This window comes from Bradyrhizobium sp. USDA 4541, from assembly GCF_024171085.1.
Classification (GTDB): Bacteria; Pseudomonadota; Alphaproteobacteria; order Rhizobiales; family Xanthobacteraceae; genus Bradyrhizobium; species Bradyrhizobium australafricanum.
The window spans coordinates 1,685,885-1,701,359 of the sequence record NZ_JALJZF010000001.1 but is presented as its reverse complement, the minus strand read 5'-3'; the positions used below and the strand labels follow the sequence as shown (position 1 = coordinate 1,701,359).

The 15,475-nt window shown below is 64.7% G+C and carries 13 protein-coding genes; 4 read left to right on the top strand and 9 right to left on the bottom strand.

Going from position 1 to position 15,475, the window contains the following annotated elements:
* The first annotated feature begins 131 nt into the window (after positions 1–131).
* Complete coding sequence (locus tag J2R80_RS08040; RefSeq protein WP_253638338.1) at positions 132–2,240, top strand: S9 family peptidase; 2,109 nt, start codon at positions 132–134, stop codon at positions 2,238–2,240.
* Between the two features lie 224 nt (positions 2,241–2,464).
* Here the strand turns inward: J2R80_RS08040 and J2R80_RS08035 are convergent, their stop codons facing one another.
* From J2R80_RS08035 to J2R80_RS08025, 3 genes are all read right to left on the bottom strand, one after another.
* Positions 2,465–3,184 carry a ribonuclease activity regulator RraA gene (locus J2R80_RS08035; RefSeq protein ID WP_057021244.1) on the bottom strand — a complete coding sequence of 240 codons (720 nt, stop codon included), beginning with the start codon at positions 3,182–3,184 and terminating at the stop codon, positions 2,465–2,467.
* A gap of 104 nt (positions 3,185–3,288) precedes the next feature.
* Positions 3,289–5,028 carry an L-arabinonate dehydratase gene (araD, locus tag J2R80_RS08030; RefSeq protein WP_253638337.1) on the bottom strand — a complete coding sequence of 580 codons (1,740 nt, stop codon included), beginning with the start codon at positions 5,026–5,028 and terminating at the stop codon, positions 3,289–3,291.
* A 175-nt stretch (positions 5,029–5,203) separates the two neighbouring features.
* Complete coding sequence (locus tag J2R80_RS08025; protein ID WP_018269422.1) at positions 5,204–5,836, bottom strand: response regulator transcription factor; 633 nt, start codon at positions 5,834–5,836, stop codon at positions 5,204–5,206.
* A gap of 154 nt (positions 5,837–5,990) precedes the next feature.
* On the opposite strand from J2R80_RS08025, the gene J2R80_RS08020 reads away from it, so the two are divergent.
* Complete coding sequence (locus J2R80_RS08020) at positions 5,991–6,299, top strand: hypothetical protein (protein ID WP_253638336.1); 309 nt, start codon at positions 5,991–5,993, stop codon at positions 6,297–6,299.
* A gap of 138 nt (positions 6,300–6,437) precedes the next feature.
* Here J2R80_RS08020 and J2R80_RS08015 read toward each other — a convergent pair whose 3' ends face one another.
* The 6 genes from J2R80_RS08015 to J2R80_RS07990 all read right to left on the bottom strand — a co-directional run bounded on the left by J2R80_RS08015 (position 6,438) and on the right by J2R80_RS07990 (position 13,209).
* A complete protein-coding gene (locus tag J2R80_RS08015; RefSeq protein ID WP_076834731.1) occupies positions 6,438–6,755 on the bottom strand; it encodes a pilus assembly protein PilZ in 318 nt (105 codons plus the stop codon).
* A 3-nt stretch (positions 6,756–6,758) separates the two neighbouring features.
* Positions 6,759–7,616: a protein-glutamate O-methyltransferase CheR gene (locus tag J2R80_RS08010; protein ID WP_076834729.1), complete on the bottom strand. Its 858-nt coding sequence runs from the start codon at positions 7,614–7,616 to the stop codon at positions 6,759–6,761.
* A 37-nt stretch (positions 7,617–7,653) separates the two neighbouring features.
* Positions 7,654–8,043 carry a PleD family two-component system response regulator gene (locus J2R80_RS08005; protein ID WP_018269419.1) on the bottom strand — a complete coding sequence of 130 codons (390 nt, stop codon included), beginning with the start codon at positions 8,041–8,043 and terminating at the stop codon, positions 7,654–7,656.
* A 43-nt stretch (positions 8,044–8,086) separates the two neighbouring features.
* Positions 8,087–8,560 carry a chemotaxis protein CheW gene (locus J2R80_RS08000; RefSeq protein ID WP_253588546.1) on the bottom strand — a complete coding sequence of 158 codons (474 nt, stop codon included), beginning with the start codon at positions 8,558–8,560 and terminating at the stop codon, positions 8,087–8,089.
* 22 nt (positions 8,561–8,582) lie between these two features.
* On the bottom strand, positions 8,583–11,297 hold the full coding sequence (locus J2R80_RS07995) for a hybrid sensor histidine kinase/response regulator (protein WP_253638335.1): 2,715 nt from the start codon (positions 11,295–11,297) through the stop codon (positions 8,583–8,585).
* Between the two features lie 388 nt (positions 11,298–11,685).
* The gene (locus J2R80_RS07990) at positions 11,686–13,209 is read right to left on the bottom strand and encodes a flagellin (protein WP_076834571.1); all 1,524 of its coding nucleotides are present in this window, start codon (positions 13,207–13,209) and stop codon (positions 11,686–11,688) included.
* A gap of 550 nt (positions 13,210–13,759) precedes the next feature.
* On the opposite strand from J2R80_RS07990, the gene J2R80_RS07985 reads away from it, so the two are divergent.
* Together J2R80_RS07985 and J2R80_RS07980 are read left to right on the top strand one after the other, a co-directional pair.
* Positions 13,760–14,470 (top strand): Crp/Fnr family transcriptional regulator, encoded by a 711-nt coding sequence (locus tag J2R80_RS07985; RefSeq protein WP_076834573.1) that lies wholly within the window; start codon positions 13,760–13,762, stop codon positions 14,468–14,470.
* Between the two features lie 188 nt (positions 14,471–14,658).
* Positions 14,659–15,378, top strand: coding sequence for a Crp/Fnr family transcriptional regulator (locus J2R80_RS07980; protein ID WP_057020884.1), 720 nt, complete (start codon positions 14,659–14,661; stop codon positions 15,376–15,378).
* The last annotated feature ends 97 nt before the right edge of the window (positions 15,379–15,475 follow it).

Sequence of the window (15,475 nt, the reverse complement as noted above, 5' to 3'; positions counted from 1 at the left end):
TCTATCCCTTCGGGGAACGATGGATTGCTTCGCTTCGCTCGCAATGACGAGGCAACCAAGGATGCCCGCCCCATCTGGCAATCGCCACATTCATCCCGATATAGAGCGGAACCCCGCACCATGAGGATCGTGTGACCAAATCCGCCACCACAACATCGCCCCCGGTCGCGCCGCGCCGGCCGCATTCCTTCACCACCCACGGCATCACGGTGACCGACGACTATGCGTGGATCAAGGATCCGAAATGGCAGGAGGTGCTGCGCGATCCCTCGATCCTCGATCCCGACATCCGGGCCTATCTCGAAGCCGAGAACGGTTACACCGAGAGCCTGCTCGGCCATACCGACGTGTTGCAGAAGCGGCTGGTCAAGGAGATGCGCGGGCGGATCAAGGAGGACGATTCCAGCGTGCCGTCGCCGGACGGCCCGTTCGCCTATTTCCGCAAGTTCCGCGAGGGCGGCCAGCACGAGCTGTACTGCCGCACGCCGCGCGACGGCGGCGACGCCCATGTCGTGCTCGACGGCGACGCGCTGGCGAAGGACCACAAATATTTCAAGTTCGGCGGCAGCCGGCATTCCAACGATCACCGCCTGCACGCCTGGAGCGCCGACACCAAGGGCTCCGAATATTTCTCGATCCGGGTGCGCGACTGGGCCACCGGCGGCGATCTCGACGACCTCGTCGAGGAGACCGACGGCGGCGTGGTCTGGGCCGCGGATTCCAAAAGCTTCTTCTACGTCAAGCTCGACGACAATCACCGGCCGATGCAGGTGTGGCGGCACAAGCTCGGCACCAAACAGGCCGACGACACCCTGATCTATGAGGAGCAGGATTCCGGCTGGTTCACCCACCTGCACGAGAGCGCGAGCGGCCGCTTCTGCGTGATCGCGGGCGGCGACCATGAGACCTCGGAACAGCGGCTGATCGATCTCTCCAGTCCCGACGCGCCGCCGCGGCTGGTCGCGGCACGCGAGGAAGGCGTACAATATTCGATCGCCGACCGCGGCGACGAGCTGTTCATCCTCACCAACGCCGACGACGCCATCGACTTCAAGGTCGTCACCGCGCCGCTCACCGCACCCGAGCGCAGCAACTGGCGCGACCTGATCCCGTATCGCGAAGGCGTCTATGTGCTCGACGTCGAGCTCTATGCCGGCCACATGGTGCGGCTGGAGCGTGCCAATGCGCTGCCGGCGATTATCATCCGCGACCTCAACAGCGGCGAAGAGCACGCGATCGCCTTCGACGAGGCGGCCTATTCGCTTGACACCATGGGCGGCTACGAGTTCGACACCACCAACCTGCGGTTTGCCTATTCGTCGATGACGACGCCGTCGGAAGTCTATGACTACGACATGGCGACGCGGACGCGGAGCTTACGCAAGCGCCAGGAGATTCCGTCCGGCCACAACCCGGCCAACTACGTCACCACGCGCATCATGGCGACCTCGCATGACGGCGCGCAAGTGCCGGTCTCGATCCTGCATCGCAAGGATTTCGTTCGTGACGGCAAGGCGCCGCTTTTGCTGTATGGCTACGGCTCCTACGGCATGGCGATGCCGGCGTCGTTTGCCGCCAACCGGCTGTCCCTGGTCGACCGCGGCTTTGTGTATGCGATTGCGCATATCCGCGGCGGCGCCGACAAGGGCTGGGGCTGGTATCTCGACGGCAAGCGCGAGAAGAAGACCAACACGTTCGACGATTTCGCCGCCGCCGGGCGTGCGCTGATCGAGACGAAATATACCGGTGCCAAGCGCATCGTCGGCCACGGCGGCTCGGCGGGCGGCATGCTGATGGGCGCGGTCGCCAACCGCGCCGGCGAGCTGTTCGCCGGTATCGTCGCCGAAGTGCCATTCGTCGATGTGCTCAACACCATGCTCGACGACACGCTGCCGCTGACGCCGCCGGAATGGCCGGAATGGGGCAATCCGATCGAGAGCGAGAAGGATTTCCGCACCATCCTGTCCTATTCGCCCTACGACAATGTCGCGGCCAAGGACTATCCGGCGATCCTGGCGATGGGCGGGCTCACCGATCCGCGCGTCACCTATTGGGAGCCGGCGAAATGGATCGCGCGGCTGCGCGCCACCATGCGCGGCGGCGGCCCGGTGCTGCTGCGCACCAACATGGGCGCCGGCCACGGCGGCGCCTCCGGCCGCTTCAACCGCCTCGACGAGGTCGCGATCGTCTATGCGTTCGCGCTGTGGGCGGTCGGGATGGCTGACAAGGCGGAGGTGTAGGGTGCCGGTTGGCTTGCGCGGTCCCCTCCCCATCGTCGTCCCGGCGAAGGCCGGGACCCATACCGCGTGATCTATCGAGCAAGGCAGTCACAGTACCACGGCACACAACGCAACTGCCAGTCTTCGCCAAACTCCTCCCTGTGGTTATGGGTCCCTGCTTTCGCCGGGACGACGGCGGGATGTATGGCGATCGCTTATCAAGGACGACGGCGGAGAGTGAGGCGCTACCGCCCCTTCGCCTTCCGCCACGTCGCGAAATCCTTCAGCGTCTGTTCGTCGGTCGCAGGATAGAGCCCGAAGATGCCGCGACCGTTCTGGACCTGCTCGGTGACGAAATCCTCGAACGCGGTCATCTCGAAGGTCTCGTCGGCGATCTCGTCGGCGAGATGCGCCGGGATCACGATGACGCCGTCGCTGTCGCCAAGGACGACGTCGCCGGGAAACACCGGCGCATCGCCGCAGCCGATCGGAACGTTGATCTCGATCGCCTGGTGCAGCGTGAGGTTGGTCGGCGCGCTCGGGCGATGATGAAAGGCCGGGAAGCCGAGCCGCGCGATCTCGGCCGAATCCCGGAAGCCGCCGTCGGTGACAACGCCGGCGCAGCCACGCTTCATCAGCCGCGTCACCAGGATCGCGCCGGCCGACGCGGCGCGCGCATCCTTGCGGCTGTCCATCACCAGCACCGCGCCCACGGGGCACTCCTCGATCGCCTTGCGCTGCGGATGCGCGCGATCGCGGAACACCTCGATCTTGTTGAGGTCCTCGCGCGCCGGCATGTAGCGCAGCGTGAAGGCCTCGCCGACCATGGTCGGCTGATCCGGGCCCAGGGGATGAACATCCTGGATCATCTGGATGCGGAAACCACGCTTGAACAGCGCGGTCGCGACCGTCGCGGTGGAGACGGATTTCAGCTTGTTGCGGGTGGTGTCGCTGAGTTTTGACATGATGATTTTTCCGATTGTCATTCCGGGGCGGGCGCTACAGCGACCGAACCCGGAATCTCGAGGTTCCGGGTTCGATGCTGCGCATCGCCCCGGAACGACAGTGATCAATAAATCGACGGCTCGCCGACCGGCTTGCCAAAGCCGGTCTCGAGGAAATCGAAGTCGCAGCCCTCATTGGCCTGCTTGATGTGCTTCGAGAACATCCAGCCATAGCCGCGCTCGAAGCGCTGCTCGGGCTGTTTCCATTCGGCGCGGCGCCTGGCGAGCTCGGCCTCCGGCACATCAAGATTGATGGTGCGCGCGGCGACGTCGAGCGTGATGCGGTCGCCGTTCTTCACCAGCGCCAGCGGGCCGCCGATATAGGATTCCGGCGAGACGTGCAGGATGCAGGCGCCGTAGCTGGTGCCGCTCATCCGCGCGTCCGACAGCCGCACCATGTCGCGCACGCCCTGCTTCACCAGCTTGGTCGGGATCGGCAGCATGCCCCATTCCGGCATGCCCGGCCCGCCCTGCGGACCGGCATTGCGCAGGATCAGCACGTGATCGGCCGTGACGTCGAGATCGGGATCATCGACCGCCTTCTTCATCGACGGATAGTCGTCGAACACCAGCGCAGGCCCGGTGTGCTTGAGGAAACGCGGATCGCAGGCGCTTGGCTTGATGACGCAGCCGTCGGGCGCGAGATTGCCCTTCAACACCGCGAGCGCGCCCTCCTTGTAGATCGGGTTGTCGACGGTGCGGATGACCTCGTCATTGTGCACCTCGGCGCCATCGATGTTCTCGCCGAGCGTCCTGCCTGACACGGTCATGCAGTCGAGATGCAGATGCGGCTTGATGCGGTTCATCAGGCCGGGCAGCCCGCCGGCATAGAAGAAATCCTCCATCAGATAGAGGTCGCCGCTCGGCCGCACATTGGCGATCACAGGCACCTTGCGGCTCGCTTTCTCGAAATCGTCCAGCGAAATGTCCTGGCCGGCGCGGCGCGCCTGCGCGATCAGGTGAATAATGGCGTTGGTCGAACAGCCCATCGCCATCGCGACCGTGATCGCGTTCTCAAAGGCCTTGCGGGTCTGGATCTTCTGCGGCGTGAGATCCTCCCACACCATCTCGACGATGCGGCGGCCGGCCTCCGAGCTCATGCGGATGTGGTTGGCGTCGGCCGCGGGGATCGACGAGGCGCCCGGCAGCGTCATGCCGATGGCCTCCGCGATCGCGGTCATCGTCGAGGCCGTGCCCATGGTCATGCAGGTGCCGTAGCTTCGGGCGATGCCGGCCTCCATGTCGACCCAGTCCCTGTCGGAGATCTTGCCGGCGCGGCGCTCGTCCCAGTATTTCCAGGCGTCCGAGCCGGAGCCCAGCGTGCGGCCCTTCCAGTTGCCGCGCAGCATCGGTCCGGCAGGCAGGTAGATCGCCGGCAGGTTCATGCTGGTGGCCCCGAGCAGCAGGCCGGGCGTGGTCTTGTCGCAGCCGCCCATCAGTACCACGCCGTCGACCGGATGGCCGCGCAGCAGTTCCTCGGCGTCCATCGCCAGCATGTTGCGGTAGAGCATCGTGGTCGGCTTCAACAGCGATTCCGACAGCGACAGCGCCGGCAGCTCGAGCGGAAAACCGCCGGCCATCAGCACGCCGCGCTTGACGTCGTCGACCCGGCTCTTGAAATGCATGTGGCAGGGCTGCGCATCCGACCAGGTGTTGATGATCGCGATCACCGGGCGGTCGCGCCACTCCTCCGGCGCGTAACCCATCTGCATTGCCCGCGACCTGTGGCCGAAGGCGCGCAAATCATCGGGCGCAAACCAGCGCGCGCTGCGCAATTGATCCGGGGTCTTGTTCTTCTTCGTCATCGCCATGGGTCTCGACATTGCTCGCACGCGCGCGGTTCCGGCGCGCTTGCCCTGTGTCAGGCATATACTCGATTTTCTGACATGTCGTCCCGCCCCCGGCGCAGACGTGCCGTTCGCTGAACGTGCGCCGCACACGCTCCGCAATGTGGCAATCGGAACGTAAACCGGCACTAGGTTATTTTTGCTGCGCCGTCATCACGATGCGGACCAGATCGGCGGCGTTGCGCGCGCCGAGCTTCTTCATGATGTTTGCGCGGTGATCCTCGATCGTGCGCGGACTGATCCCGAGATGGCGCCCGGCTTCCTTGTTGGAGGCGCCCGCGGTGAACTGCTCGAGCACCTCGCGCTCGCGGCGGGTCAGCGGCTCGCGACCCGGGAAGTGCAGCGCGGCGATCCGCGACGCGGAGGTCTCGGCCTGGCGCCTGGTGTAGGCGTCGATCGCCTCGTTCAGACGGCTCACGATCTCGTTGCCGCGGAACGGCTTCTCGATGAAGTCGAGCGCGCCGTTCTTGATGGCGCTGACCGCCATCGCGATGTCACCCTGACCGGAGATCATGAAGATCGGCGCCGGATAATCCTCGCCATGCAGCTCTCTCAGGATATCGAGGCCGGATTTGCCGGGGATATGCACGTCGAGCAGGATGCAGGCTGGCGTCCTGCTGCGCGCCACCGCGAGCAACGCCGCGCCGTCCGCAAAGCAGATCACCTTGTAACCAGCGGTCGACAGGACCACTGAAAGCGTCTCGCGAACGGCAGGATCGTCGTCGACTACAAAGATTTCCCCGCGCGGAGCGCCATTTTCAACCATATGCATCGTCCATCAGTGGTGAAGCGTGCTGCCCTGACCGCACAAGAACTAACTCGACCATCTCGATCAATGGACCCGTATTTGTACGGGACGTCCGCTTAACGCACAAGTAGCACCGCGTTCCCTAAAAGTGGGGGGCAGTGGAGAAACATGCATGGAAAATGCAGCGTCGGACCGCGTTGCAGCGCGCTTGGACGAGGGCCATGATCCCTACGGTCTGATCGCGACGGACCTGGTCGCGCTGATTGGCCATGTCCAGGCGAGCCTGCGGCTGATCGAAGCGGCGATCGCGCGCGAGGCCGTGCTGGCCGCGCGGCAGGCCGACGTCGACACCGTCGTTCTCGACGACGTTACCCCGCGCTATCTCACAGCATCCACCGCCCTGAAGACATGCGATGCCGGCCTCGGCACGACGCTCGACCGCCTGTGCGATTCCGGGGCAGCAGCGCGTCTGCTGAACTGACCCGCCGCCACCGACGGGTTCGGCCCAATCACCTCGATTGTCCCGACGACGCCCAACCCATCAGGCGACGATCCGTTCCACGCATCGTCCGGATTGGCCGCGGGCCTTGCCCGCCCGGTCGGATAGGCCTTCTTGACGTCAGGCCCTGGCCCGCTCTTCGTCCGCGGCCGATCGGCGTTTGCTCGGCTTCCCCTTGAGGAAACTGACGTCCATTTCGGTGCCGTTGACGCGGACCAGTTCGCAACGGCGATAGGCAAGGCCGGTCGAGGACAGCAGGAGGAAAAACTCCTTCAGGTTGAGCCCCTGAATGGAACCTTCGACGGTCAGCGAGGCATCGGTGTCGGAGATGGCATTGAGCTGGCAGTCGCGCCGCCAGGTGCCGTCGATGGCCATGATGCAGACATCGACGCCCCGGCTGAAGGTGACCCGCTCGATGGATTTGCCGTCCTCGGTCATCGCTCAATATCCGACCGCCATGGCAGGCTTCGGCATGGCGAGCCCGGCCCGCACCCCGCTCGGCCGGTACAGGCCGCGCCGCTCGGGAATCGGCTTGAACGTGTCGGTCAGGCCGACCACGGTTTCGGCGGCGCCCAGCACCAGGAAGCCGTCGGCCTCCATCAACCGGGCGAGACGGTTGAAGATGCTGATCTTGGTGTCCTGATCGAAATAGATCAGCACGTTGCGGCAGAAGATCACGTCGAACGTGCCGAGCTGGGAGAAATCGTGCAGCAGATTGAGCTGGCGGTGCTGGACCATCGCGCGCAACTCGGGATTGACCTGCCAGAACTCACCCGACTGCTTGAAGTACTTGACCAGCATCTGGATCGGCAGCCCGCGCTGCACCTCGAACTGGCTGTAGATGCCGGCCTTCGACTTCTCCAGCACCTCCTGCGACAGATCGGTCGCGATGATCTCGACGCGCCATCCGGCAAGCGCCGCGCCCATTTCCTTCAGGCACATCGCCAGCGAATAGGGCTCCTGGCCGGTCGAGCCGGCGGCGCACCAGATCCGGACGCTGCGGCGCGCGGCGCGTGCCTTCAGCACCTCCGGCATGATGGTGTCGCGGAAGTGCTCGAACGGCACCTTGTCGCGGAAGAAGAACGTCTCGTTGGTGGTCATGGCCTCGACCACCTGAACGGTGTGCGTGGACGAGCCCGCCTTGATCTTGGCGACCAGGTCGGGAATGCCGGACAGGCCGCTTTTGCGCGCCAGCGGCAGCAGGCGGCTCTCGATCAGATATTGCTTGTCCGCGGACAGATCGAGACCGGACTGGTCCTTCAGGAGCTTACGCAGATACTCGTAGTCGGGGGGCGTCACGGGAGCCTCACAAGGGACTGAATGGTGAAACTGGGTGTCAGGCTTCGGCCGACGCGTCGAGCGCCAGCAGGCCCACTTCCTGGAATTTCGCGATCACGATGTCCTTGTCGAACGGCTTCATGATGTATTCGTTGGCGCCGGCATGCAGCGCCCGCGAGATGTGGTCGATGCCGTTCTCGGTGGTGCAGAACACGACCTTGGGCTGATCGCCGCCGGGCATGCGGCGGAGCTGCACGAGGAATTCGAAACCGTCCATCACAGGCATGTTCCAGTCGAGCAGCACGGCATCCGGCAGCGCGCGCTTGCAGGCTTCGAGCGCGACCGCGCCGTCCTCGGCCTCGATGACCGTGAACTCCATTCCTTCCAGAATGCGGCGCGCGATCTTTCGCACCACGCCGGAATCGTCGACGACGAGACATGTCTTCATGTGTTGGCCTCCTTGTGGAATCCACCGTCTCCGCGGTGGAGTGTTACGCTGCAGCAGCTGTTTTGGGCACCAGTTCGAGCACGCGATCGATATCGAGGACGACCATGAGCTGGCCGTCGAGGCGGTGGACGCCGCCGGCGAGCTTGGCCATGCGGGGATCGAGGTTGACCGGATTGTCCTCGCGGCTGTTTTCGGAGAGCCGCAGCACTTCGCCGATCTGGTCGATCAACAGGCCGTAGGATTCGCCGCGCTGGTCGACGCCGACCGCCATCGGAGGCTTACCGTCGTCGGCCTTCGGCAGCCCGAGCCGGGCGCGCATGTCGACCACGGTGACGATGCGTCCGCGCAGATTGAGCACGCCGGCGATCTCGCTGGAGGCCAGCGGCACCCGCGTCAGCCGCTCCGGCATGAACACGTCCTGCACCCGCGAGATCGGCAGGCCGAACAGCTGCCCGCCGATCACGGCGGTGACGTATTCGGCCATCGCGCCTTCGCTTGTCTCGGTCTTGCTGGTCATCGATCCCTGTCCTTATCCCGTGTCAGGCCGCGCGGCGCAGTTCGGCGGTCTGCTCTTTCAGCGCCGCGATCAGCCCGGGACGATCAAACTTGGCGACATAGTCGTGGAAGCCGGCCTGCCGGCCGCGCTCGATCGCCGCCGGCGACACCATCGCCGACAGCGCGATGATCGGCAGCCCGATCAGATTGTGGTCGCTTCGGATGTTCTCGGCGAACTCAAAGCCGTTCATCTCGGGCATCTCGATGTCGGTCAGCACGACGTCGAAGCTCTGTCCCGAACGCAGCGCGGCGAGGCCCTCCTGCGCGCCGCCCGCGGTCCTGACCTTGTAGCCGGCGGCCTTCAAGACCGGCGCCAGCATGTTGCGGAAGAAGGCTGAGTCATCGACCAGCAGCACCGACTGCGCCGAGGCCGACGGCCGCATCTCCTTGCGCGAGAACCAGTCGGCGAACGCCATCGGCAGGAAGTGGCCGACGTCGATCACCTCGGTGGCCTGGCCCTTGATCACGGCCGAGCCCAAAATGCCGTCCTGCGAACCCGCGACCTCGATGTTGAGCCGCTCCTCGACGATGTCGATGATCTCGTCGACCACGAGCCCCATCGAGCGGCCGTCGTCGGCGAACACCAGGATCGGCTGCGAGCCCTGCGACTGCACCTCGACGCCGGCCATCTGCACCAGCGGCATCAGCTGCTCGCGGTACTGCACCATGTAGCGGCCGTTCGAGAGCTCGATCTTGTCGGTTGCGATCTCCTCCAGCCGAGTGACGAGGCCGAGCGGCACCGCCTTGGGCTGCGAGGAGCCGGCGCGGAACACCAACAGCGAGGTCAGCTGCTCGCCGCTTGCGGCGTGGGCGTTCGCATTGTCGTCGGCGAGGTCATGGGCCGAGGAGCCGGACGCGCCGAGGGCTTTTGCAATCCCGTTGGGGTCGATGATCATGATGACGGCGCCATCGCCCAAAATGGTGTTGCCGGAGAACATGTCGATGTGCCGCAGTTTTGTGGACATCGGCTTGACCACGATCTCCTCGGTGTGGAACACGCCGTCGACCACGATGCCGAAGGTCTGGCTGCCGACCTGAGTGACCACGATGAAGCCATTCTCGGCATCCGTGGTCGTCGCGCCGTCGTCGATCTTCAAGAGCTTCTTGAGGTGGATCAGCGGCAGCAGCTTGTTGCGCAGGCGCAAGACTGCGGTGTCCTTGATCCGCTCGATGCGGTGCTCGGAGTTGGCGCGGGCCCGCACCAGCTCGACGACAGACAATTGAGGAATTGCAAAGCGGTCGCCGCCGGCTTCCACGATCAGGGCGGAGACGATCGCCAAGGTCAGCGGGATCTTGATGGTGACCGAGGCGCCCTCGCCGGCCACGCTCTTGATGTCGATGGTGCCGCCGATCTGGTCGATATTGGTGCGCACCACGTCCATGCCGACGCCGCGGCCGGACACCGAAGTCACTTGCGCGGCGGTCGAGAAGCCCGGCGCGAAGATGAACTTGTGGATCTGGGCCTCGGTCATCTTCTCGAGCTCGGCCTCGGTGACGAGACCGTTTTGGAGCGCCTTGGCCTTGATCCGCTCGGTGTTGAGCCCGCGGCCATTGTCGGCGATGCAGATGATGATGTGGCCGCCTTCGTGGTAGGCGGAGAGGCGAATGGTGCCCTGTTCCGGCTTGCCGGCTGCGAGGCGCTCGGCGGTGGTCTCGAGCCCGTGATCGGCGGAGTTGCGCACCATGTGCGTCAGCGGATCCTTGATCAGGTCGAGCACCTGGCGGTCGAGCTCGGTGTCGGCACCGTGCATCTCGAGCTCGATCTGCTTGCCGAGCTCGCCGGAGAGATCGCGGACGATGCGCGGCAGCTTCTGCCAGGCATTGCCGATCGGCTGCATGCGCGTCTTCATGACGCCTTCCTGCAGCTCGGCGGTGACGTTGGAGAGCCGCTGCAAGGGCACCTTGAACTCGGTGTCCTCGTTGCGGCGGGAGATCTCCAGCAGCTGGTTGCGGGTCAGCACCAGCTCGGAGACCATGGTCATGAGGTGTTCGAGGGTGTCGACATTGACCCGGATCGACTGGTTGGCGATCTTGTCGCCTTCCTGGACGTCCTCAGCGGCCGCCTTGCGGGCCGGCTTCTTCACAGCCTCGGCCGGCTCGGTGGCGGGAGCCGCAGCGGCAGGCTTCGCGGCCGGCGCCGGTGCGGCGACTTCGGTCTCGGTCTCGCGGAAGGCGCGCTCGAGCTCGTCGAGCGAGACCTCGCCCGGACGCAGCGGACGCTCCAGCGTCTGCACCACCAGCGTGCCTTCGGTCATTGCCGCCTGCACCGACGGAGCTTCGACGACAGGCACATCTTCATCAGCAGCAACGGCCATCGCCGCCATGCCGTGCTCGACCATCGCTTCCAGCTGATCGATCAGGTCACGGTCGTTGCCCTCGGGCTCGGCCTCGGTCGCCTCGAGCCCTGCAAGGATCTCCTTGATGCGGTCGATCGAGGACAGGATCAGCGTCACGGCTTCCGCCGTCACCGGCATGCCGTCGCGGAATTTGCCCATCAAGGTCTCGCCGGCATGCGCCAGCGCCTCGAGCCGCGGCAGCCCGAGGAAGCCGCAGGTGCCCTTGATGGTGTGCACCAGCCGGAAGATGTTATCCAGGATCTTCGCGTTGTTCGGATCCTGCTCGAACTGCACCAGCTGGTTGTCGACCGTATCCAGGCTCTCGCTGCTCTCCGTCAGGAACTCGCGCAACAGATCGTCCATGGATAGGTCCCCTCAAGGTGCTACGGAGCGCTCGCCTTGCATCGATAACTTGGCCGGCTTCACGGCGACGTTAATTTTGCCGTCCGTGCAAATACGGACGATGAAGCCCTTCTGCAGTTCGACGACGCATCACGACAACACGGCCGGTCTCACAAGGACAGGCCTTACCACCCGGACGGGAAAGAGCCCGTTCCACCGGTCATCGCAATTTGAACTAATTGGAATTGAGGACCGCTAAGTCTAGCAAAATGTTCGCGACATGACGACCGCCTGCATCCGAACGCGATCGCTCATTGGTTGAAGCCGGCGGGATGGCTAAGCGCAGCCAAAGAAAAGGCGGCGGAGTTTCCTCCGCCGCCTCGATAGTCGATGTCTGTCGCGGCTACGCTTAGCGGAGCAGCTGCAGCACGCTCTGCTGCGACTGGTTGGCCAGCGCCAGCGCGGACACCGCGATCGACTGGCGGGTCGACAGCGCCTGGCTGTTGGCCGCTTCCTCGTTGGTGTCTGCCAGCGTCAGGTTGGACGAGCCGGTCTGCAGCACGTTGATCAGGTTCTTCGAGAAGTCCTGGCGGATCTGCACGATCGACAGGTTCGAACCAAGGGTCGAAGCCTGGGTGCGCAGCAGGCCGCTCGCGCTGTTCAGCGTCTTCAGCGTCGCGTTGGCCGAAGCGTTGTCCACGAAGTCCGTGCCGGCGGTCAGCTTGGTGAGGTTGAGGCCGGTGGCGTCGAAGGTCACGCCCTGGATCTTCAGCGTCGAGGAGCCCGTCTCGTTGAAGGTCAGCTTGAGCTGATCGCCATTGAGCAGGTTGATGCCGTTGTACGACGCGTCCTGGGCGGTCGTGGTGATCTGGTCCAGGATGTTGTTGTACTGGTTGACCAGGTTGGCGCGGTTCGCCAGCGCAGTCGGGTCCTGCACCGGAGCGCTGCCCGCAAGGCCGTTGAACAGCTTGCCGGCGCCGGCCGCCGTGCCGCCAATCGTGCCGATGGTCGCCGAAGCGGCATCGTTGGTGGTGCTGATGGTGAGCGCACCGGCCGCACTGAGCGAGGCCTGCAGGTTGTTGGCCGCCAGCGCGGCGTTCAGGTCGTTGAGGGACTTCACCTTGCCGGCACCGGTGCCGAAGGTGATGTTGGTCGCGGTGCCGTTGCCGGTTGCGCCGATGGTCAGCGTGAGGGTGTCCAGCGGGCTCGCGCCAGCCGTGCCGGTTGCGGTTGCCGTAGCACCGGCCGGGAGGCCGAGCTGCGTCGCGTCGCCCGAGCTGAACGTACCGACGGTGAGCGTGTCGCCGGTGCCGGCGGTGTTGGTGCTGGTCAGGACCAGCTTGCCGGTGCCGTCGATCGAGGCGGCGACCTTGGCGCTGGCGCCGACCTGCGTGTTGATGGCGTCGCGAACCTGGGTGGCGGAGTAGTTCGTGCCCGAGTTCAAGGTCACAGTCTGGCTGTTGATCTGGAACGTCAGGTTCGCGCCGGCCGCGGTGAGGTCGATGCCGGTATAGGCGGCGGTGCTGGTGAGGGTTGCGTTGGTCGGGGTCGCGGTGCCGAGCAGGTTGTCGGCGGTCGCGCCGGGGATCGCGGCGGTCGTCACCGACGACTTCGCGGAATAGCCGACGGCGGCCTGCAGGGCCTGGTTGGCGACCGACTTGGCGCTGTCGACCAGCTTCTGCAGCGAGGTGATGCCGGTGTTGGCGGCCTGCAGCACCTGCACGCCGTTGCCGATGCCGTCCAGCAGGTTGTTGATGTCGCTGGCGCGGTTGTCGAGCGACTGCGCCGTGAAGAAGTTGGTCGGATTGTCGAGCGCAGTGTTGACCTTCTTGCCGGTGGACAAGCGGTTCTGCGTGGTGGCGAGCAGGTCAGCGGTCGACTGCAGCGAAAGCAGGTTTTGACGGACCGATGCCGAAAGAACGATGCCGGACATACTGGATACCCTTCTGGATGAACACGATTGACGCGACGCCGTAAATTTCGCACGGCGACCCACGTCACACTGGTCCGTCCGCGCTACCCGTTCGTTAAAGGGCTGGTCCGTACAAATACCCAGGACGGCCTTGCCGGTGATTCGACGGGCGGCCGGCGCGATGGCTGGCCGCGGCAGCGCGCGGTCGGCGCCGGACCGACGTCATGGCCGTGAATTTCCTGCGCATGTGCAGGACTTGCGACATCCCGGCGCGGCAGGCCCGGCGCGTCGATAGCCGGCGTTGCAGGTCACCACGATGCAAAGTCCAGCGAGGAACAGAGTTAATGGAAATCAATAAATGAGAGACAAAGTCGCGCTGGGATCTCGCGCCGCGCGGATCGACGTCGATCACCGGTCCCGGCGGCGGCCACGCCGTCTGCCCTCCAGAGGGTATAGTTTCAACACCACAACCCTTGTGCAATTGGACAGGCAAGCTATGTTCGCAGTCCTTCCACACGCCAAGAGTAGGTGATGCGAGACCGTAGTGCTCCCGCCCTCGGCAGGAGCAGCAATGTCCGCGGTATCGCGTCCGCCCAATCGTCTGTTGCAAGCACTTCCCCCCACGGAGTACGCGCAACTTCATCCCCTCCTGGAACCCGTCGACCTGACCAAGGAAACGGCGCTCGCCGATGCCGGCGCGCCGGTGCAGCGGGTTTATTTTCCGCATAGCGGCGTGGTCTCGATGATGATCAATCTGTCCGACGGGCAATCTGTCGAGATTGCAACCGTCGGTCGCGACGGCGTCGTGGGCGCGTCTGCCGCCCTGCACGAGCGGCCGCTGCTTGCCGATGCGATTGTCGTGGTGCCAGGCTCAGCCTCGATGATGCGGGCGGAGGATTTCCGCGAGGCAGCAAATCGCAGCGCGGATTTCCGGACCCTGGTCGCGCTCTATGAGCAGGCGCTGATGGCGCAGACGCAACAATCCGTCGCCTGCAATGTTTCGCATCCGGTGGAGGCACGGCTGTCACGATGGCTGCTGCGCGCACGCGATCTGTGCGGCAGCGAGGCGTTGCCGCTAACCCAGGAGATGCTGGCGCAGATGATCGGCGTCCGGCGCAATGCGGTTTCGATTGTCGCACATGGGTTTCAGCAGGCCGGCATCCTGCGTTACAGCCGCGGTCATATCGAGATCACCGATATCGACGGCCTGCGGAAGGCGGCGTGTGAATGCTATACGACGGTCAAGGCGCACGCCGAACAATTGATCGGGCCGGAAGACTGACTGGCGCGCCGCCAGCCCCAACTGTGATCGAGCAGACAACCCGAATGTGCGGCGATAGGTCTATTCCTATTGGAACCAAGACATGTTTCCATTGGAACCCTGGCGTGCCAGAATAGGTTGCAAGGACGTCCAGCCGCACGTCAGCCCTGGGCCCAGAGACAAGCTTTGCCGGCAGGCTGGAGGTTGCTTTGGAAACGGTTCCTCGATCACCCAACGGATTCCTGGCGTCGCTCTCGGCGAGCGATTTCGAATTGATTCGGCCGCATCTGCGGACGGTCGACCTCGCGGCCGATTCGGTCCTGGTCGAGACCGACGAGATGCTCAAGCGGACATACATGCCGCACAAGGGCGTGATCTCGCTGGTGGTCAAGCTGGCTAGAGGCGAGCGCGTGCAGGTCGCGATGGTCGGCCGCGACAGCATCTATGGCGCATTCGCCCCGCTCGTCGAAGGGCCTGTCCTCAACAACGCCACGGTGCTGGTGCCCGGCGTCGCCTCGACCGTGGAACTCGAGCCGTTGCGCGCAGCTGCCGGCCAGAGCCCGACGCTTCGCGCGAGATTGATCCGGCACGGGCTCGCCGTCTATGCCCAGATCCAGCAGACCGCCGGCTGCAACGCCGCGCACACCGTGGAGTCACGGCTGGCGCGATGCCTGCTGCACACGCGCGATCTCTCCGGCAGCAACAAGATCGTCCTGACGCAGGAGGCGATGGCGCAGATGATCGGCGCGCGCCGCAACAGCGTGTCGCTGGTCGCGCATACCCTGCAACAGGCCAATTTCATCCACTACAGCCGCGGGCACATCGAGATCACCAACGCGGATGGGCTGATCAAGACGGCGTGCGAATGCTACGCCGCGGTCAAGGCGCAATATGCCGGACTGCTGAATTGTCAGGAAGTCGGCCGTTAGAGTTTGTTGTTTTTGCCGCGTCTTCTTCGCGCAAGCCGGCACCCGCTTCGCTCAAAAGCGCTCTGACCGCTGTGCAAGCCGTACTTCTACGGCGTGC